Here is a 19,431-nt window from a genome sequence, read left to right on the forward strand (position 1 = left end):
GTGGATGCAGCAGGCAGGCAGGGACTTAGAAGCGCGTCTTGAGCACCAGTTGCACCGAGCGCGGGGCGCCAGGGGCGTAGAAGCCGCGGTACAGCGCATCGGCATAGAGCTTGTTGGTCAGGTTCTGGACGTTCAGCTTGAGGGAGGTTTTGTCATCAAAGCTGTATTCGACCATCGCATCGGCCGTGACAAAGCTGCTGGCCTCCATGGCGCGCGAGCCTTCGGGGTTTTGTGCGCCACGGTAGGTCAGGCCGCCGCCTACGCGCACTTTGGGCGTCACCGCGTAGGTGCTCCAGAGGCTGCCGCTGTGCTTGGGCGTCAGGCCCGGGCGATCGCCCTGCACCTGTGCGCCACCGCCGTTGGCGGCGAGCACCGTAGTGCTTTTGTCGATTTTTGCGCTGGGAATCCAGGTGTGGTTCCAGAAGATCTCCCACTTCGGCGAAATGCGACCCGCCAGGTTGAACTCCATGCCGGTGGCGTGGCGCTTGCCCGAGAGCAGGTAACCAGGGTTGTCGGGGTCGGTGTTGCGCTCGTTGAATTTTTCGCTGTAGAAAGCGGCCACGCCCAGCAGGGCGCGGCGCTCGAACAGTTCCCACTTGCCGCCGATCTCAAAGTTGCGGCTTTTTTCGGGCGGTGTGTCGGCCAGTGAACCGGTATTGGCGTTCACACTGCCGAATTGGTAGGTGTCGGCCGAGGTGTTGAACGAGGAGCCGTACGACACGTAGTAAGACGCCAGTTCATCGGGTTGGAACAGCACGCCCACACGGGGGCTCCACAAGCCGTCCGAGGTTTCATCGCTCAAAGAGCCGTTCGCGTTGCGGTACGAGGCCTTGAACTGGTCGTAGCGCAGGCCGCCGACCAGCTTGATGGTCGAGTTCAGCGACATCGTGTCTTGCAGGTACAGGCCAATATTCTGTGCCTTGAAGGTGTTATAGGCCACCGGAGCGCGCATATCGGGTGCCCAGGCTCCGTTGTTGGGCGTGCCCACGGTCGTGCCCAGGCCGTTGGTGGCCGACGAATTGCCCGCTGCGTTGGCATAGCTCGAGTTGCGGTTGGCGTCGTCGTGGTAGTAATCCACGCCGGCCAGGATGTCGTGCTTCTTGCCACCCCAATTGAACGAGTGGGTGTAGTCGCTTTGCAGCTGCGTCATCGTGCTGTCGCCGATGCGGCCTTTGGAGGTGCGCGTCAGCGGCGTGCTGGCGTTGATCTGGTCGAGAGCGGTGATGGGCGTGCCAAAGCGGATTACGCTGGCCAGCAGGTCGCGCTCATACTTGCCGTGGCGCAGGCGCGTCTGCAGCTCGCCACCGTCGCCAAAGCGGTGAATGTGGCCCAGCGTGACGTACTGCGACGAGGTGTTGAGGTGGTCGCTGGCCAGGCCGTAGTAGTTTTTTGCCGGAAGTGTGGGCACGATCTTGCCGTTGTCGTTGATCCACGGGCTGTTGTAGCTGGGGCGGCCTTTGACATCCAAGGCGTACAGGCCGATAGAAAACTCATCGCGCGTGCCGATCCCCCAGGCAAACGTCGGCGCTATGCCGCGCTTGTCCTGCTTGGCACCGTCGTTGTCGGAGTCGTGTACCAGGGCGTTGAGGCGCAGTGCGGCGTTCTCGCCGGTCTTGAAGTTGAAGTCACCGGTGAGGCGGTTTTCCTTGCCGGTGCCCAGGGTGTACGAGACTTCGTGCTGGTCGATCAGCAAAGGCGCCTTGTTGACCTGGTTGACCACGCCGCCGGTCGAGCCCTTGCCAAACAACATGGAGGCCGAGCCCTTGAGCACTTCGACGCGGTCGAGGTTGAAGGTGTCGCGTTCGTACAGTGGAGCATCCTTCATGCCATCGGTGTAGATGTCCCCCGCCTGGCCGAGCGAGAACCCGCGCAGGCGCACGTCTTCTTCACCCGTTTCGCCGGACTGGAAGGTCACGCCCGCCGTGGTGCGCAGCACTTCGCGGAAGTCATCCTGGTTGCGGTCGTTCATCAACTTTTCGGTGAATACGGTGACCGATTGCGGGATGTCGCGGATGTCCTGATTTCCCTTGCCCACGGTAGTTTTCTTCACCCGCACGGTGTCCTTGCTCTGGATCTCCGCCGTGTCTTTCACGGTCACCGTGGACAGGGTGGCCGCGTTATCGGTGGTTTGGGCCCAACTGCTCATGGACGCTGCGAGCATCAGTGCGCCCAGCGGAATCAGGGCCTTTTCAGCAGCAGGGGAATATGCGTTGTGCAAAAGCGTTGCGGAACGCTGCTGCGTGGGTTTCTTTGCCAAAGTGGCCTCCGTTGGTTGGAAATGCAATGGACACCGCAGAAGGTGTCGCCAAGGTGGAGCGCTAGGCAGTGGCTGGCAAAGGCGTGGCTGTGCGGGTATCGCGCACAAGGATGTTAAATCAAACGATAGTCATTATCATTCGTGTTGATGTATTTTCGCCACAGGATCAGATCAAACAGACGAAAAAAAGCCGGCAAAGCCGGCTTTGGGGAGCGCAGTCGCTCGTTATTTCACGTGCTTGCCAATCAGGCCGGCCATTTCGAACATGGACACCTGGGGTTTGCCAAAGATTTCCTTGAGCTTGGCATCGGCATTGATCATGCGTTTGTTGGCGGCGTCCTGCAGGTTGTTGGCCTTGATGTAGACCCACAGCTTGCTGATGACCTCGGTGCGTGGCAGCGGTGCTGCACCCACGACAGCCGCCAGGGCGGGGCTGGGCGTCAGGGCTTTCATGAACGCGGCGTTAGGGGTGCGCTTCTTGGCGGGAGCAGCGGTCTTGGCAGCAGCGGCTGGTGTGGCCGGGGCTTTTTTTGCAGTTGCCATGTTGGGAATTTCCTTGTTGGGATGGGTCAATGCACCAGCGAAAACCTGCTTTTCCACTGGCATACGGAATGCTACTGGTAAAAAATCGGCTTTCCAAGCGGGTTCAGGGTTTTTTTGCTTCGCCATGTTGCAGCATTGCGATGGCGGCGCTTTTGTGGGCGCGCTAGTGACAGGCTTGCTGGCTATTGACGATGCGTTTGAGGGCATCGGGGCTCAAAATACGCACATGGCGCTGCTTGACCTCGACAATGCCTTCTTCCACAAATTTTGAGAAAGTGCGGCTCACGGTCTCAAGTTTCAGGCCCAGGTAGCTGCCGATTTCTTCGCGCGTCATGCGCAGCACCAACTCTGACTGCGAGAACCCGCGTGCATGCAGGCGCTGCACCAGGTTGAGCAAAAAGGCGGCCAATCGCTCTTCAGCGCGCATGCTGCCCAGCAGCAACATGACGCCGTGCTCACGCACGATCTCGCGGCTCATGATTTTGTGCACGTGGTGCTGCAGGGCGTTGACTTCGCGCGACAGTTCTTCAATGCGGTCGAAGGGCATGACGCAGACTTCGGCGTCTTCGAGGGCCACTGCATCGCAGGTATGGTGGTCGTTGACGATGCCGTCCAGGCCGATGATCTCGCCGGCCATTTGAAAGCCTGTGACCTGGTCGCGCCCGTCCTCGGTCGCTACGCAGGTCTTGAAGAAGCCTGTGCGGATGGCAAACAGCGAGGTGAACTGTTCGCCATTGCGGAACAGCGTGGTGCCACGCTTGATCTTTCGCCGTACCGCCACGACATCGTCAATGCGCTTGAGTTGTTCGTCGTTCAGACCCACCGGCATGCACAATTCACGCAAATTGCAGTTCGAACACGCAACCTTGAACGCCTGGGGTGTCATGTGAACGGGTACCTGTCCGGTTTCAGACAGAGCGCCCGACGACTCGTCGGCATGGGATGCGGGGACGATGGAGATGCGGGTTGGGGCTGACATAAGTCAAATTATCACCCATTCTGCATTTTTGCCAGAACAGAGCCAGTAGCTCCAACAGGTGCTTGACCAAAATCAAGATTCGAGCCGCTAATCTGGGGCACATTAGAAAAGCCAGCTAGGAACCTAAATGACTGTTGTAACCCCTGAATTGCTCACCCGGTTTGATGTATCGGGACCCCGTTACACCTCGTACCCCACCGCTGACCGCTTTGTTGATGCCTTCGGTGAGGACGAATACGTGCTGGCCCTGCAGCAGCGCAGGCAAAGCGCCGTGGGCAAGGCCTTGCCCTTGTCGGTGTACGTTCACATCCCGTTTTGCGAGTCGCTGTGCTATTACTGCGCCTGCAACAAGATCATTACCAAGCACCATGATCGTGCTGATGTGTATCTGCGCTATTTGAACCGCGAGATTGAGTTACACACGGCGCACTGCGGCGTGGGCCAGGTGGTCAGCCAGATCCACTTGGGTGGCGGCACGCCCACCTTTCTCTCCGATGAGGGGCTGCGTGACCTCATGGGCATGCTGCGCAACCATTTCACTTTGGTGCCCGGCGGTGAGTATTCGATCGAGGTCGACCCCCGTACCGTGGATGCAGATCGGCTGGCCCTGCTGCACGAACTGGGATTCAACCGCCTGAGCTTCGGTGTGCAGGATTTCGACCCTGAAGTGCAGAAAGCCGTGCACCGCATCCAGCCCAAGGAGCAGGTTTTTTCCCTGGTCGAGTCGGCGCGCTCCATTGGCTTTGATTCCATCAACGTCGACCTGATTTACGGCTTGCCCAAGCAAACCCCTGATTCATTCGACCGCACGCTGGCGCAGGTAGCCGAGTTGCGCCCCGACCGCATTGCGCTGTATGCCTACGCCCATTTGCCCGAGCGCTTCAAGCCGCAACGGCGCATTGTGTGGGCAGACCTGCCCATGGCATCGGCCAAGGTGTCGATGCTGTCGCGTTCGCTGGAGGCATTCAGCGCAGCGGGCTATGTTTATGTGGGCATGGACCATTTCGCACTGCCGGACGATGCGCTGGCCATCGCCAAGCGCCAGGGGCGTCTGCACCGCAACTTCCAGGGTTACAGCACGCAGCCCGACTGCGACCTGATTGCCCTGGGGGTTTCTGCAATTGGCCGCGTGGGCGCTACCTATAGCCAGAACGCCAAAACCCTGGACGACTATTACGATCGGCTCAACCAGGGCCACCTGCCGGTGGTACGCGGCCTGGCGCTGACGCGCGACGACCTGGTGCGCCGTGCCGTCATCATGGCTTTGATGTGCCAGGGAGAATTGCTTTTTGAACCCATGGAGCAATCCTGGCTGATTGACTTTCGCACTTACTTTGCCACCGAGTTGGAGCAGTTGAAGGAGATGGAGGGGCAAGGCCTTGTTGTCCTGGGTCCTGAGGGCATCGAAGTGACGGCAATGGGTTGGTACTTTGTGCGGGGCATTGCCATGGTGTTTGACCGGTATCTGCAAGCCGACAAGAACAGAGCGCGGTTTTCCCGCATCATCTAAACCCCATGTTGGCTTCCTTGGCCTCGACTGCGTTGCTCATGGGGCTCGCAGGCGGGCCTCATTGTCTTGCCATGTGCGCCGCGCCGTGCTCTGTCGTGACCGGCCAGGCGCTGCCGCAGGTGCCTGACCAGGCGACCGAACATACACTGCATTGGCTGCCCCGCCCGGGCGGTTTGGCCCGCAGACTGGTGGCATACCACAGCGGGCGATTATTAGGCTATGCGGCCGTGGGTGCGTTGGCTGCCATGGCCATGCAGAGTCTGGCGTGGATGACGCAACACACGGCAGCGTTGCGCCCGGTCTGGACGTTCATGCATGTGGCCGTGCTCGCCTGGGGCCTGATGATGGTGCTGCAGGCACGCCAGCCGGCATGGGTGGAGCAGGCAGGACGCAGCGTGTGGAATCGTGTCCGGCCATTGGTGCAGGCGCCGGGAGGCGTGTTTGTCACCGGATTTCTATGGGCCTTGATGCCTTGCGGGCTGCTGTATTCGGCCTTGCTGGTGGCGGCCCTGAGTGGTGGCGCGTGGCAGGGAGCGCTGAGCATGGCGCTGTTTGGCGTGGGTAGCGGCTTGTGGTTGTTGGCTGGCCCGTGGCTGTGGCAGCACTTGCGTGTACGCATGAATGTCCTGCGCGCCAGTTGGGGGACCCGGTTTGCGGGTTTCTTGTTGATGGCTGTGGCCTGCTGGGCCTTGTGGATGGACCTGGTATACCGGCCGTCGCTGATCTGTCAGTAATAGAAACCGCGTTATCTCAGTCCTTTTGTGGCGCAAAAGCGCCATTGGGGCGATGTCAGCAAAAGTATCTCCAGATGGCTTGATAATGGGGCGCGCATTCCTTTCACGGGCCTTTTCCGCGACGCACCTCTGCAATGGATGACAACACCGCCATACCTATCGCCATAGACCAATTGCGTATTGGTATGTACATCCAGCTCGGACTGAACTGGATGAGCCATCCTTTTCCCGTCAGCAGCTTCCGCATTGCCTCAGAGTCCCAGATCGAGATTCTGCGCGGATTGGGTCTTGCAGAAGTCCGCTACGTTCCTGCCAAGAGCGATCCTGCCCCCGCTACAGCGCTACTAGAGAAGGCGGCGACGTCCCTTGATCAGCGCCAGCAAAAAAATGGCACGGCGTCGGCCAGCCCTGCGACAGAGCAGGAAGATTCGGCCCTGCGGTTGCGGTTGCAGTTGCTGGAGCAGCATCGTCGGCTGGACGCCTGTGACCAGCGGTTCATGGCGGCCACGCGCAACTACCGCAAGCTCGTCGAGAAGGTGGAGGGCGGGCCTATGCTGGCGCGTCTTGAAAGCGAGGCGCTGGTCACCGACTGTGTGCAGGAGTTACTGCAAAACACGGAATCCGTGATCAGTCTGCTGTCCGAGGGCGTGGGCGAGCGCAATGCCTTGCATCCGGTCAACGTCATGGTGCTTTGTCTGCTGATGGGCAAGGCGCAAGGACTGTCGCCCGAGGGCATGCAGGACCTGGGTATGGCCGGGTTGTTGCATGACATCGGCAAGATGCGCTTGCCAGAATCCGTGAATGGCCCGCAGGAGGGGATGACACCGGCAGAGCAGGCCCGCTACCGCAGCCATGTGGGTGAATCTGTGCGTCTGGGCCAAAGCATGGGTTTGTCCAGCGGCGTGCTGCTGGCCATTGCGCAGCACCATGAAATGGCCGATGGCAGTGGTTTCCCCCTGCGGCTCAAGGGCGAGGAGTTGTGCCAGGCGGGGCGTACCCTGTCGTTGGTGAATCACTACGAGCGTTTGTGCAACCCGGGTCGCACAACCCCGGCCCTGACGCCCCATGAAGCCCTCTCCGTCATGTTTGCGCAGCAAAAAGGGTATTTCGATGCCGTTGTGCTGGGCACCTTCATTCGAATGATGGGCGTGTATCCCCCGGGCTCGGTGGTGCAGCTGGTCAATGACCGCTATGCCATGGTGGTGTCGGTCAATTCCTCGCGGCCCTTGCGCCCCCGGGTGATCGTTCATGATGACCGCGTCCCCCGGGACGAGGCACTGATTCTGGATCTGGAAAGCATGCCTGAACTGGGTATTCGTCGCAGTCTTCGTCCCTCGCAATTGCCCCGGGAGTCACTTGAATATTTGTCGCCGCGCAAGCGCATTTGCTACTTCTTCGAAAGAGCCGTAGACCAGGCTGCTGTCGGGGAACGGGTGTGAGCTGCGGCGCGCAAGAGAGTCTCTGGCAAGCTGCGTTTGACGGATTGCAAGAAGCTGTCTGGCTGGTGGATGCATGCGCGCGCACCATCGTTTTTGCCAACCAGCGTGCCGCGCAGCTGGTGGGTTTGCCCAGAGCCGCCCTGATAGGCGTGCCGGTGGAGCGTCTGGCGGCTACCCCCGAAGACCAGTGTTTCTGGTCCGACACTGAAGAGGTGCTGACCCAGGGCATTCATTCCATGACCAGCCTGCTGCGGGGCGACGGCCAGTTGGTTCCGGTCGAGCGCAAGGTGGTGCCGTTCCGTGCGGAGGGAGCCCGGGTGTTGCTGCTGGTCAGCATGGTCGATTGCAGCGCCCGCCAGGCGGTCGAACGCGACCTGGAGACCTTGCTGGCAGAGTTGCGCGCCACGCTGGATTCGGCTGCCGATGGCATGCTGGTCTGCGGGCTGCACGGGGAAGTACGGGCTTTCAACCAGCGCCTGGTACAAATATGGGGCATGCCCCAAGAACTGCTGCTGCAACGCAATGACGACCAGGTGCATGCCTTTCTGGCCTCGCGCGTACGGCATCCTGATACCTACCGGGCTCGGCTGGAAGCAATTGCCACAGACGCTCAGGGGCAGAGCCAGGACGTGATCGAACTGCAGGGTGGCCGGCTCTTGGAGCGGCGCAGCGTGCCCCAGTGGAGCCATGGCGGGGTGACGGGACGGGTCTATTCGTTTCGTGACATCACGCTGGAGGTACAGGCGCAAACCGCCTTGCGCCTGGCGGCCAGGGTGTTTGATTCGAGCCCTTATCCAATTTTCATTGCCGACGACCAGCATCGCCTGGTACGACTTAATCCAGCCTGCGAACAGCTTTTTGGACGCACCAGCCAAAGCCTGCAAAGGTGCGATGTGGTCGGTTTTCTGGGTGTAGGCGCGGCCCGCCAGTTCATGGAGGGTGTGCAGGCCGAGTGGCAGCATGGAGGCCTGTGGAAAGGCGAGTTATGGCTGCCCCGCGAAGACGACAGTGGTTGTGCGATCCATCTCTCCTGGGTGGTGCTGCGCGACAAGGAGGGTAGGATTGAGCAAAGCATTGGCTTCGTGCGTGACCTGACCCAGCAGCATGCCGCGCAGAAACGTATCGACGAACTTGCCTACAGCGATGCCCTCACCGGGCTACCCAATCGGCTTTTGCTGTCGCAAAAAGTGGACTCCGCCATCCGCGCGGCACGGCCAGACGGCACGGGCTTCGCCATCCTGTTCCTGGATCTCGATCGGTTCAAGGTCATCAACGATTCTCTGGGCCATCTTTTTGGTGACAAGGTGCTGCAGTTGGTCACCACACGCTTGCAAACCTGCCTGCGCCAGACCGACATGCTGTGCCGCATTGGTGGTGATGAATTTGCCATGTACCTGCATGCAGGCGATGCTTCGGGCGCCGAGCAGGTGGCGCGCCGCATGCTCGATGTCATGCGCCACCCTTTCACACTTGATGGCATGGGGTTTTCCATCCAGTGCAGCATCGGAGTGTCCCTGTATCCCCAGGACGGCCGGTCTCTGGACGAGCTGATCAAGCAGGCCGACACAGCCATGTACCGGGTGAAGGAGCGTGGGCGCGGCAGTTTTGGTTTTTACCAGCCGCAAATGAATGCCAATCTGCTGGAACGGATGCAGATGGAGCACGCCATGCGCCACGCTCTGGAGAACCAGCGCATGAGTGTGCACTACCAGCCCCAGGTGGATATGGCCTCAGGCCGCATCATTGGTGCGGAGGCCCTTTTGCGCTGGACGGACCCGGACCTGGGCTGTGTCGGGCCGGGCGTTTTCATTCCGTTGGCCGAGGAAACAGGCTATATCGTCCCCCTGGGGGCGTGGGTGCTGGAGCAGGCCGTGCAGGAGGCCGTGCGCTGGAAACAGGCGGGCACACCCATCGTGGTGTCGGTGAATGTCTCCGCACTGGAAATGCGGCAGCCCGATTTCATCGAGCGCCTGACCCGGGTACTGCGAGAAAACGAGTTGCCGGCCGAGTTGCTGGAATTGGAGTTGACCGAATCCATCCTGTTGCAGGACGCCCAGGAAGCCGCCCAGCGGCTGGAGGTGGTGGCCGCCCTGGGCGTGGCGCTGGCCATTGACGATTTTGGAACCGGTTATTCGAGCCTTGCCTACCTCAAAAACCTGCCCATCCACAAGCTCAAGGTCGACCAGTCTTTTGTGCGCGGCTTGCCCGATGATGACGGCGACCACGCCATCGTCAGTGCCATCGTGTACCTGGGCCGATCCTTGCGTCTGTGCGTGGTGGCCGAAGGGGTGGAAACACTGGCCCAGCGTGCAGCGCTGCAGCAAATGCAGTGCGACCAGTACCAGGGCTATCTGTGTTCGCCTGCACTGCCGGCGCTGGAATTTGCGGCTTTGCTGGCCCGGCAAGCATCGGGCTCAGGCATCGTGGTCACGCCGCCGTAAGGCCCTTCCAGAGCATGTAAACCGCCAGCCCCAGCAGCAGGGCGGCAAACACCCGCTTGAGCTGCGCCACGGGCAGCTGGTGTGCGGCGCGGGCGCCCAGTGGTGCTGTGAGCACACTGAACATCGCAATCGTGACCAGGGCGGGTAGCCACACATAGCCCAGGGATGCTGGGGGCAGCCCGGTGGCGGACTGGCCGCTGACCACATAACCGACGGCATTGGCCAGAGCAATGGGAAAACCCAGCGCAGCACTGGTGGCTACGGCATTGTGAATGGGTATGTTGCACCACACCATGAAAGGCACGCTGACGAATCCCCCGCCAGCGCCCACCATGCCCGAGAGAAAACCGATGCTGCTGCCTGCCGCCAGTTGCCCTGCTGTGCCGGGCATTTGGCGTGTAGGCGCTGGCTTTTTGTTGCGCAGCATCTGGTAGGCCGAAAAACTGACAAAGCAGGCGAATACGATGGCCAGCACCGAGCCTTTGAGCAGTGCGAAAACGCCCAGGCTTGCGGCCATGCTGCCCAGCACAATGCCGGGGGCCAGCCGCCGGGCAATGTCCCAGCGCACGGCGCCGCGCTGGTGGTGGGCGCGCACGCTGGAAATGGACGTAAAAACGATGGTAGCCATGGACGTGGCAATGGCCATCTTCACGGCCAGCCCCGGGGCCACCTGCTGTTGGCCGAGGAAATAGGTCAGGAAGGGCACCAGCACCATGCCGCCGCCAATGCCCAGCAGCCCAGCGAGAAAACCAGTGCCCAGGCCCAGCAGAGCCAGTTCAGCGATCAAAAGGGGGTCGAGCAGCATGCGGCGCGGGGGAGAAAAGGCGGGGTGCGCCGGAGCGGGGCAGAAGAGGTGTCTGCGAATGCCACCGGACCCTCATCCTGAACCGGGGGTTCAGGTGGGCGAGGGCAGCCAGGCGTTGGGTTCATCTGACGCGAGATGATCACGCTCACCGGGCGATGTACCAAGCCCGTGCTCAATGAGCATTGGTTCAAGGAAATATAAAGCCCGGCGGCACCGCAGACCATTGCATTGTAGGCGCAGCACGGGGGCTGTGCGTTCAGATCAGGCGGCCGTCATTGCCCAGGGCTTCGTCCAGGCGCTGCACCAGGGCGCGCAGGCGATCATCGCCATCATGGGGGTCTGTGGCCGGCAGTGCAACGGTTTCTGCTGCTGGGGTGGCGCTGGCGGCGGCCAAGTCGGCGGACTCGCGGTCGGCCAGCTCAAACGCCATGTTCAGCGCGGCCAGCACGGCGATGCGTTCGCGTGCGCGCACCTTGCCCGCATCGCGGATGCGCAGCATGGCGGTGTCCACCCGCTCCACCGCTTCCAGTAGGCGCGACTCACGGCCTTCGGGGCAGCCAAGCAGATAGCTCTGCTGCATGATCTGCACCTCCAGCTGTTTCATTCGGAGTCCTTGGGGTCGGGTGATGTGGGCAGGCGCTCGATCAGGGAGTCCACCCGGGCGCGGGCGGCCTGCAGGCGTGAGCGCAGCGAATCGCGCTCCTGGGTGAGTGCGGCCACCTGTTCAGCCATGAGTTCGTTGGTGCGCTGCAGCTGTTCGTGGCGAACCAGCAGGCGCTCTACGCGCTCGGCAATCTGGTCGAGAGGAGACAAAGAGGCCATACAGCCCTGGATTGTAGGCAGTTGCATCACAAAGCGCCGTAAAATCCACGGTGTTGGTGCTCGCAGTGTGGTTCACATGCTGCAGTTCAACGGGAAGCAGGGAGGAGCGTGCCGCACGCGGCGCCCCCCGAGCCTGCGCTGCCCCCGCAACGGTCAGCGGCCGAATCGTTCGATTCACCTTTCACACCCAGTGCCACTGGGCGCCTTGAACAAGCGCCTGGGAAGGCCGTGAAAGGCGCGCCGCCAGCCCGGATACCGGCCAACACGGTGGTTGCGTGCGCCTTCTGGCGTGCGTGGCCGTATCACCCATACGCTGGCGGGGAAGCCGGCCCGGGTTGTTTGCAGACCTTGTGTTTTCCATGAAAAATCATTTGCCCCACGTGCGCCCTATTGCGTCGCTGCGTCCTGTTGTCCTTGCTACGCTGTCGCTTTTCGCTGCCCATGCGGCGCACGCTCAGGAGGTTGCCGCTCCCATCCTTCTCGCGCAAAACCTGCGCGCCCCGCAGCTCTCCGAAACCGTGGTGACGGCCACGCGCACCGAGCAAGCTTTGTCTGACCTGGTGGCCGATGTGTCCATCGTCGACCGGGAGACCATCGAGTCCAGCGGCGCCACCGGGGTGGCCGACCTGCTGGCGCGCCTGCCCGGCGTCGAAATCACGCGCAACGGCGGCGTGGGCAATGCCAGCAGCGTGTATGTGCGCGGTGCCGAGCAGCGCTTTACAGCCGTGTATATCGACGGTGTGCGCATCGACTCGCAGTCCACTGGCGGCGCAGTGTGGGAGCAGATTCCGCTCTCGCAGATCGAACGCATCGAGGTGTTGCGCGGCCCGGCCGCGGCGGTGTATGGCTCGGACGCCATTGGCGGTGTCATCCAGTTGTTCACCCGCAAGGGTGAAGGCCCGGCGGCGCCCTATGTCGGCATCGGCCTGGGCAACCAGGGTACGCGCAAGGTCGAGGCCGGCGTGAGCGGCGCGACCGGGCCCGAGGGCGCGCTGGACTATGCGCTGGGCCTGGCCCATGCGCGCAGCAGCGGCTTTGACAGCAAGTCCAGCGGCGCGCACAACCCCGACGATGACGGCTACCGCAGCACCAGCGCCACCGCGCGCCTGGGCTACCGCGTGAATGCGCAGCACCGCATCGGCGCCAACCTGCTCGTGAGTCGGCTCAACTCAGGCTACGACGGCTTTACTTACAAGCCTACGGCGCCCGACGACGATCGCAACCTCAACCGCCTGCACACGGCGGGCGCGCACTGGGCCGCCCAGTGGAGCGACTCCTACAGCACGCGCGTTTCGGTGAACGAGTCGCTCAGCCGCTACGAGACTACACCCTCGCCCTACCTCACGCAAACGCAGTTGCGCGGCTACCTGTGGCAAAACGACTGGCGTCTGGGCGCGCACCGTCTGAGCGCTGCGCTGGAGCGCCGTGAGGACCAGCTTGAAAACGCCTCGCTGGTGGGTGGCACCACGCGCAGCCGTTCGCAGGACGCGCTGGCGCTGGGCTACGGTTTCAGCGCAGGCGCGCACAGCGTGCAAGCCAACCTGCGCCACGACAGCGACAGCGAATTCGGCGGCAAGGGCACCGGCAGCCTGGCCTACGGCTACGCCTTTGCACCGGGCTGGCGCGCCACCGCATCGGCGGGCACGGCATTTCGTGCGCCCACGCTGTACCAGCGCTTCAGCCAGTACGGCGACGCCTCGCTGCAACCCGAGACCAGCCGCAACGCTGAGCTGGGCCTGCGCTATGGGCAGGGCACAAGCGCCTTCTCGGCGGTGGTGTACCGCAACCGCGTGGCCAACCTGATCAACTTTGCCGCAGGCGGCACCTGTGGGGAGCCGTTTGGCTGCTACCTCAACACCGGCAATGCCGAATACAGCGGCGTGACGCTGGCAGGTTCCTACCAACTCGCCGGCGTGCAACTGCGTGGTTCGGTGGACTTCCAGAACCCGCACGACCGCGACACCGGCAAGCAGTTGGCACGGCGCGCCAAGCGCCACGCCACGCTGGGCGCCGACACAGTGCTTTCCGGCTGGACCCTGGGCGCCGAAATGCAGGCCTCGGGCCGCCGCTTTGACAATGCGGCCAATACCAAGGTGCTCGGCGGCTACACGCTGTTCAACCTGTATGCCAGCACACGCCTTGCCCGCGACTACACGCTGCTGGCGCGCATCGACAACGCGGCGGACAAAAACTACGAGACGGCTGGTACCTACGCGACTGGTGGGCGCCAACTCTACATCGGCCTGAAGTGGGAGCCATTGTGAGCTCAACCCCCTGTGGCGCTTCGCGCCTTCCCCCTTCTCTCACGCTTCGCGTGGGAAGGGGGACGCCGCCGGTGCGGCGGGGCGGCCCTTGCACGGCGGCCCGCGCCTGGTGCGGGCTAGGATCAAGCGTTGTGGGTGTTATCCAACGCCAGGAGTTTGTGTGATGACGCGTTGCCCCGCACTGCTGGTGGCGGCCCCGGCCTCGGGCCAGGGAAAAACCACGGTGGTGGCGGCCTTGGCGCGCCTGCATGCGCGCCAGGGGCGGCGTGTGCGCGTGTTCAAGTGCGGGCCCGATTTTCTCGACCCGCACTGGCACCAGCTCGCCAGCGGAGCGCCCGTGCATTCGCTGGATTTGTGGATCAACGGCGCCGAGGATTGCGCCGCGCGCCTGCACGCCGCCGCGCAGGAGGCCGACCTGGTGCTGATCGAAGGCGTGATGGGCTTGTTCGATGGCGAACCCAGCGCCGCCGACCTGGCGCGGCGCTTTGGCGTGCCGGTGCTGGCCGTCGTCGATGCTGCCGCCATGGCCGGCACCTTTGGCGCGCTGGCACATGGCCTGCAGCACTACCAGCCCGACCTGCCCTGGGCGGGCGTGCTGGCCAACCGCGTGGCGGGCGAGCGCCATGCCGAGATGCTGCAGCGCGGCCTGCGCGAGCCGGGTGACTGGCTGGGCGCCTTGCCGCGTGTGGCGCTGGCGCATGCCGCCCCCGCAGGCAAGAATGCCGCCCTGCTGCCCGAGCGCCACCTGGGCCTGGTGGCCGCGCACGAACTCCCCGACGCGATGGACCGGCTCGACGCCGCCGCCGATGCGCTGGCGTTGACGCCCCTGGGGCAGATGGATGCGGCGAATTTGCAGCGCTGGGCGGTGGACTTTCCGGCGCCACCTGCGCCGCAGCCCGTGCCGCCGCTGCTGGCAGGCTGTATTGTGGCCGTGGCGCGCGATGCCGCGTTCAGCTTTATTTACCCGGCCAACCTCGACACCCTGACGCAACTCGGCGCCCAGGTGCGCTTTTTCTCGCCGCTGGCAGGCGATGCCTTACCAGCCTGCGATGCCGTGTGGCTGCCCGGCGGCTATCCCGAGCTGCACGCTGCGCAACTGGCGGCGAACCAAGGCCTGCAGAACGACCTGCGCGCGCACCTGGCCGCAGGCAAACCCCTGTGGGCGGAATGCGGGGGCATGCTGGCGCTTTTCGAATCCTTGCGTCTGCAGGACGGCAGCGTGCAGGCGATGTGGGGCCTGTTGCCCGGCCAGGCCGCCATGCAGCCGCGCCTGGCATCGCTCGGGCCGCGACAAGTCAACCTGGCGGGCCAGGTGCTGCGCGGCCACAGCTTTCATTACTCCACTGCCGACTGCAGCGCCCCGGTGCTGGCGCGCAGCAGCCGGCCTGGCGGGGCGGATGCCGATGGCGAGCCGGTGTATGCGCTGGGCAGCCTGCGTGCCAGCTACTTTCACGCCTGGTTTGCCTCGAACCCCGTGGCGGTGGCGCAGTTGCTCGGAGGCGCAGCATGACCCTCTCCGTGGCCCGCAGCGAGCTCATTCTGGGTGGCCAGAAAAGCGGCAAATCGCGCCGCGCCGAGGCGCTGGCGGCCCAATGGCTGGCGGCCAGCCCCGCGCACCGCGCGCTGTTGATTGCTACCGCAGAGGCGCACGACGAGGAAATGCGCCAGCGCATTGCCCGCCACCAAAGCGACCGCGCCGCGCGCGTGCCGCGCATGCAGACGTTGGAGGAGCCGCGCGACCTCGCTCGGGTTTTGGTGCAGCGCGGCGCGCCGGACACCCTCATCGTTGTCGATTGCCTGACGCTGTGGCTGACCCACTGGATGTTTGGGTTCGATGAAAATTTAATGCAAAAAGAGGCTCCAGCGCACAACTGGCCTGCGCAGGCAGCTCTCTTTTTTGAAGCGTTGGCGAAAACCCCTGGGCCCGTTGTTCTGGTGGGCAACGAGATCGGCCTGGGGGTCATTCCCTTAGGAAGCCAGGTGCGCGCCTTTGTCGATGCACTGGGCGTTTTGAACCAGCAGGCAGCGCAGGCCTGCGCGCGCGCCACGCTGATGGTCTCCGGCCTGCCGCTCACCTTGAAGGACACCCCATGAAACCCACGCCCATCAAACGCATTCTTATCGTGCTGGCGATTTTGCTGGTGCTGGTGCTGGCCATGGCCACGCTGGCGCAGGCTGCGCCCATCAGCGTGGTGGACGATCGGGGCCGAACCGTCACGCTGGCCCACCCGCCCGAGCGCATCGTCAGCCTGCTGCCCTCGCTGACGGAGACCGTGTGCGCGCTCGGTGCCTGCGAGCGCCTGGTGGGCGTGGACCGCTATTCCAACTGGCCGGCCAGTGTGGTGCCGCTGCAGGGGGTGGGCGGCGGGTTGGACCCGAACATCGAGGCCATCGTCGCCCTGCGGCCCGACGTGGTGCTGATGGCGACCTCGTCGCGCGCGCAGGCGCGGCTCGAATCGCTGGGTGTGACCGTGGTGGCGCTGGAGCCCAAGACCCATGCCGACGTGCAGCGCGTGCTGGGCAAGGTGGGCCAGGTGCTGGGCGTGCAGGATGCGCAGCGGGTCTGGCGCACCATTGACGCGGGGGTGCAGGCTGCTGCCCAGTCGGTGCCGCCCACCGTGCGCGGCACGCGGGTGTATTTCGAAGTCAACAGCGGGCCGTACGCGGCAGGCCCGTCCTCCTTTATTGGTGAGACGCTCGCACGGCTGGGGGCCCGCAACATCATTCCCGCAGCGCTCGGGCCTTTCCCCAAACTCAACCCCGAATTCGTGGTGCGCGCCGACCCCGACCTGATCATGGTCGGTGCGCGCAGCGCCGAGGGCCTGGCCGCGCGCCCCGGCTGGAGCCAGATGCGCGCGCTGCGGGACGGCCGGCTGTGCCGGTTTGACGCAGCGCAGTCCGACGTGCTGATCCGCCCCGGCCCGCGCATGGCCGAAGCGGCGCGCCTGATGGCGACCTGCCTCACCGACAAGGCGCCCCGCAAAGAAGTGCGACCATGAGCGCCGTCATGCCCCTGCCGCCCATCCGCTTGCCCCCCTGCGCCAGCACCGTGCACGCACGGCGCGGCCGCTGGCTGGCGCTGGTGCTCATCGCTCTGGCGCTGTGCCTGTTCGTGCTGGGCACGGCGGTGGGCAGCAGCGGGTTTGAAAACCTCCTACCCGCGCTGTGGAACCCGCAGGGCGACAGCGCGGCGCACGCCATGGCGCAGCAAATCGTCTGGGACATTCGCCTGCCGCGCACGCTCGGCGCCTGGTGTGCAGGCGCGCTGCTCGGGCTGGCGGGTGCGGTGGCGCAGGGGCTGTTTCGCAACCCGCTGGCCGACCCGTATCTGCTGGGCAGTGCCTCGGGCGCCTCGCTGGGCGTGGCGCTGGCGCTGGCCCTGATGGGGGGGGCGGGCGGCATGTTGGGCGGGGCGCAGAGCGCCGTCACCATTTCGGTGTATTCCGGCCACTGGCTGGTGCGCCTGGGGCTGACGGGCGCGGCCTTCGTGGGCGCGGTGCTGGCGGTGCTGCTGACGCTGGTGCTGGCGCGCGGCGTGCAGCACACGCTGCGCCTGCTGCTGGCGGGCGTCATCGTGGGCGTGGTGCTGGGGGCGCTCACCTCGCTCATCCTGCTGCTGTCGCCCGATTCGCTGCAGGCCATGCAGGCGTTTTTGCTGGGCTCCACCGGCTTTGTCGGCTGGACGTCGTGCCTGCTGATGGCCGTCGTTTGGGGGCTGTGTCTGGTGGTGGCCTGGCTGCTGGCGCGCGGGCTCGATGGCCTGGCGCTGGGCGAAGCCACTGCGCTCAGCCTGGGGCTGCGGCTGGCGCCGCTGCGCGCGGTGCTGGTGGCGGTGCTGGCGCTGGCCACGGGCACCGCAGTGGCGCAGACCGGTTTGATTGCCTTTGTCGGCCTGGCCGCGCCGCACCTGGTGCGCGCCGCCGTGCCGGTGCCGCACGGGCGGCTGATGCTGTTGTCCAGTCTGATGGGCGGCGCGCTGCTGGCGGGCGCCGACCTGCTGGCGCGCGGCCTGCTGGCGCCGCAGGAGCTGCCCGTGGGCGTGCTCACTGCCGTGCTCGGCGGCGGCTATTTGCTGTGGCTGATGCACCGAAGGACATTGTGAAACACCCCCCTGAGCGGCTGCGCCGCTTCCCCCCGCTCTCGCAGCGCTGCGCGCTGCGGGCAGGGGGACGCCCCCAGCGCGGCGGGGCGGCCCTTGCGCGGGGGCCGCTGGCCTGGGCCGTGCCGGTTTCGTATGTCGCGGGTGGCGCACAGCGCAATGGATTGCAAAAATGATAGCTATCAACGCCCGAGAAATAAGCGCTGGCATAGGAAAAAGCTCCATATTGCACGGCATCACCTTACCGCTGGCGGCTGGGCGCTGGACCAGCATCGTCGGCCCCAACGGCGCGGGCAAATCGACCTTGCTCAAGGTATTGGCTGGGCTGCTGCCGGCGCAGAGCGGGCAGGTCGCCTTGTTCGGTCGCGTCTTGCACGATTGGTCGGCCCGTGAGCGCGCCCGCCAGATGGCCTGGCTGGGCCAGAACGAAGCGGCGGCCGATGACCTGACGGTGCTCGACGTGGCGTTGCTGGGCCGTTTGCCGCACCAGGGCTGGCTGCAGCCGCCCAGCCTGGCCGACCACGCCGCGGCAGAAGCGGCGCTGCGCCAGACGCAGGCCTGGGCCTGGCGCGAGCGGCCGCTGGGCCAGCTCTCGGGCGGCGAGCGCCAGCGCGTGCTGCTGGCGCGCGCCCTGGCCGTCAACGCGCAGGTGCTGCTGATGGACGAGCCCCTGGCCAACCTCGACCCGCCGCACCAGGCCGACTGGCTGCTGTTGGTGCGCAGCCTGGTGGCCGAGGGCCGCACCGTGGTCAGCGTGCTGCACGAGCTGTCGATGGCGCTGCAGGCCGACGACGTGGCCGTGCTGGAAGGCGGCCGCCTACAGCACCACGGCGCCGCGCACGATCCGGCCACCCACCGCGCGCTGGAAGCCGTGTTCGGCCAGCGCATCGCCATCCACTGCGTGCAGGACCAGTGGCTGGCCTTGCCCCGGTTGCACGCCCCTGCATTCGCTACTTGAGGAAACCCCTATGGAAATCGAAACTGCTCCCACCGAGAAACGCTATGAAAAACCCGAGGGCGAACGCCGGGGCCTGGTCATCGTCCACACCGGCGACGGCAAGGGCAAAAGCACGGCCGCCTTTGGCCTGGCGCTGCGCGCGCACGGGCGCGGCAAAGCGGTGCGGATCTTCCAGTTCATGAAAGTGCCGAGTGCGCGCTTTGGCGAGCACCGCATGTTCGAGCAGCTTGGCATCCCCATTGAAGGCCTGGGCGATGGATTCAGCTGGAAGAGCAAGGACCTGGAGCATTCCGCGCAGCTCGCCCGCGACGGCTGGGAAAAGGCGCGCGCCGCCATCCTCTCGGGCGAGCACTTCCTGGTGGTGCTGGACGAAATCACCTACCCGCTGATCTACGGCTGGCTGCCGCTCGAACCCGTGCTGGAGACGCTGCGCACACGCCCCAGGGACGTGCACGTCGTGCTCACCGGCCGCCGCTGCCCGCCCGAGATCATCGAACTGGCCGACACCGTGACCGAGATGGCGCTCATCAAGCATGCGTTCCAGGCCGGCGTTCCGGCGCAGCGCGGCATCGAGGACTGA

General features: G+C 64.5%; 18 protein-coding genes and 1 riboswitch. Of the genes, 12 read left to right on the plus strand and 6 right to left on the minus strand.

Annotated features, from left to right (window positions below; genetic code table 11):
* Positions 1 to 25 precede the first annotated feature (25 nt).
* The 3 genes from C8D04_RS01635 to fnr all read right to left on the minus strand — a co-directional run bounded on the left by C8D04_RS01635 (position 26) and on the right by fnr (position 3,686).
* The gene (locus tag C8D04_RS01635) at positions 26 to 2,146 is read right to left on the minus strand and encodes a TonB-dependent siderophore receptor (protein WP_243405755.1); all 2,121 of its coding nucleotides are present in this window, start codon (positions 2,144 to 2,146) and stop codon (positions 26 to 28) included.
* 336 nt (positions 2,147 to 2,482) lie between these two features.
* Positions 2,483 to 2,800 carry an SWIB/MDM2 domain-containing protein gene (locus tag C8D04_RS19170; RefSeq protein ID WP_116005950.1) on the minus strand — a complete coding sequence of 106 codons (318 nt, stop codon included), beginning with the start codon at positions 2,798 to 2,800 and terminating at the stop codon, positions 2,483 to 2,485.
* A 163-nt stretch (positions 2,801 to 2,963) separates the two neighbouring features.
* Complete coding sequence (fnr, locus tag C8D04_RS01645) at positions 2,964 to 3,686, minus strand: fumarate/nitrate reduction transcriptional regulator Fnr (RefSeq protein ID WP_116003308.1); 723 nt, start codon at positions 3,684 to 3,686, stop codon at positions 2,964 to 2,966.
* Positions 3,687 to 3,906: 220 nt separating this feature from the next.
* Here fnr and hemN point away from each other — a divergent pair, with 220 nt between their 5' ends.
* From hemN to C8D04_RS01665, 4 genes are all read left to right on the plus strand, one after another.
* Positions 3,907 to 5,289: an oxygen-independent coproporphyrinogen III oxidase gene (hemN, locus tag C8D04_RS01650; RefSeq protein ID WP_116003309.1), complete on the plus strand. Its 1,383-nt coding sequence runs from the start codon at positions 3,907 to 3,909 to the stop codon at positions 5,287 to 5,289.
* 5 nt (positions 5,290 to 5,294) lie between these two features.
* Positions 5,295 to 6,023 (plus strand): sulfite exporter TauE/SafE family protein, encoded by a 729-nt coding sequence (locus tag C8D04_RS01655; protein ID WP_116003310.1) that lies wholly within the window; start codon positions 5,295 to 5,297, stop codon positions 6,021 to 6,023.
* Between the two features lie 134 nt (positions 6,024 to 6,157).
* Positions 6,158 to 7,462 carry an HD domain-containing phosphohydrolase gene (locus C8D04_RS01660; protein ID WP_116003311.1) on the plus strand — a complete coding sequence of 435 codons (1,305 nt, stop codon included), beginning with the start codon at positions 6,158 to 6,160 and terminating at the stop codon, positions 7,460 to 7,462.
* Positions 7,459 to 9,903: an EAL domain-containing protein gene (locus C8D04_RS01665; protein WP_116003312.1), complete on the plus strand. Its 2,445-nt coding sequence runs from the start codon at positions 7,459 to 7,461 to the stop codon at positions 9,901 to 9,903. The genes C8D04_RS01660 and C8D04_RS01665 overlap by 4 nt, the downstream gene beginning before the upstream one ends.
* Here C8D04_RS01665 and C8D04_RS01670 read toward each other — a convergent pair.
* From C8D04_RS01670 to C8D04_RS01680, 3 genes are all read right to left on the minus strand, one after another.
* A complete protein-coding gene (locus C8D04_RS01670) occupies positions 9,890 to 10,708 on the minus strand; it encodes a sulfite exporter TauE/SafE family protein (RefSeq protein WP_116003313.1) in 819 nt (272 codons plus the stop codon). The genes C8D04_RS01665 and C8D04_RS01670 overlap by 14 nt on opposite strands.
* Positions 10,709 to 10,964: 256 nt before the next feature.
* The gene (locus C8D04_RS01675; RefSeq protein ID WP_116003314.1) at positions 10,965 to 11,312 is read right to left on the minus strand and encodes a cell division protein ZapA; all 348 of its coding nucleotides are present in this window, start codon (positions 11,310 to 11,312) and stop codon (positions 10,965 to 10,967) included.
* Positions 11,309 to 11,530, minus strand: a complete 222-nt coding sequence (locus C8D04_RS01680) for a DUF904 domain-containing protein (RefSeq protein ID WP_116003315.1) — start codon at positions 11,528 to 11,530, stop codon at positions 11,309 to 11,311. The genes C8D04_RS01675 and C8D04_RS01680 overlap by 4 nt, the downstream gene beginning before the upstream one ends.
* Positions 11,531 to 11,567: 37 nt before the next feature.
* Positions 11,568 to 11,809: riboswitch (cobalamin riboswitch) on the plus strand.
* A gap of 80 nt (positions 11,810 to 11,889) precedes the next feature.
* Here C8D04_RS01680 and C8D04_RS01685 point away from each other — a divergent pair.
* The 8 genes from C8D04_RS01685 to cobO all read left to right on the plus strand — a co-directional run bounded on the left by C8D04_RS01685 (position 11,890) and on the right by cobO (position 19,431).
* Positions 11,890 to 13,794 carry a TonB-dependent receptor gene (locus C8D04_RS01685; RefSeq protein ID WP_116003316.1) on the plus strand — a complete coding sequence of 635 codons (1,905 nt, stop codon included), beginning with the start codon at positions 11,890 to 11,892 and terminating at the stop codon, positions 13,792 to 13,794.
* A 163-nt stretch (positions 13,795 to 13,957) separates the two neighbouring features.
* Complete coding sequence (locus tag C8D04_RS01690; protein WP_116003317.1) at positions 13,958 to 15,304, plus strand: cobyrinate a,c-diamide synthase; 1,347 nt, start codon at positions 13,958 to 13,960, stop codon at positions 15,302 to 15,304.
* Positions 15,301 to 15,888 carry a bifunctional adenosylcobinamide kinase/adenosylcobinamide-phosphate guanylyltransferase gene (locus C8D04_RS01695; protein ID WP_116003318.1) on the plus strand — a complete coding sequence of 196 codons (588 nt, stop codon included), beginning with the start codon at positions 15,301 to 15,303 and terminating at the stop codon, positions 15,886 to 15,888. Before C8D04_RS01690 ends, C8D04_RS01695 begins: the two co-directional genes overlap by 4 nt.
* Positions 15,885 to 16,793, plus strand: coding sequence for a helical backbone metal receptor (locus tag C8D04_RS01700; protein ID WP_116003319.1), 909 nt, complete (start codon positions 15,885 to 15,887; stop codon positions 16,791 to 16,793). Before C8D04_RS01695 ends, C8D04_RS01700 begins: the two co-directional genes overlap by 4 nt.
* The gene (locus C8D04_RS01705; protein WP_116003320.1) at positions 16,790 to 17,896 is read left to right on the plus strand and encodes an iron ABC transporter permease; all 1,107 of its coding nucleotides are present in this window, start codon (positions 16,790 to 16,792) and stop codon (positions 17,894 to 17,896) included. The genes C8D04_RS01700 and C8D04_RS01705 overlap by 4 nt, the downstream gene beginning before the upstream one ends.
* Positions 17,893 to 18,069: a hypothetical protein gene (locus C8D04_RS18615; protein ID WP_158550271.1), complete on the plus strand. Its 177-nt coding sequence runs from the start codon at positions 17,893 to 17,895 to the stop codon at positions 18,067 to 18,069. Before C8D04_RS01705 ends, C8D04_RS18615 begins: the two co-directional genes overlap by 4 nt.
* Positions 18,066 to 18,851 carry an ABC transporter ATP-binding protein gene (locus C8D04_RS01710; RefSeq protein WP_116003321.1) on the plus strand — a complete coding sequence of 262 codons (786 nt, stop codon included), beginning with the start codon at positions 18,066 to 18,068 and terminating at the stop codon, positions 18,849 to 18,851. The genes C8D04_RS18615 and C8D04_RS01710 overlap by 4 nt, the downstream gene beginning before the upstream one ends.
* A 10-nt stretch (positions 18,852 to 18,861) precedes the next feature.
* Positions 18,862 to 19,431 carry a cob(I)yrinic acid a,c-diamide adenosyltransferase gene (cobO, locus tag C8D04_RS01715; RefSeq protein WP_116003322.1) on the plus strand — a complete coding sequence of 190 codons (570 nt, stop codon included), beginning with the start codon at positions 18,862 to 18,864 and terminating at the stop codon, positions 19,429 to 19,431.

Source organism: Simplicispira sp. 125, assembly GCF_003096555.1.
GTDB lineage: Bacteria > Pseudomonadota > Gammaproteobacteria > Burkholderiales > Burkholderiaceae_C > Simplicispira.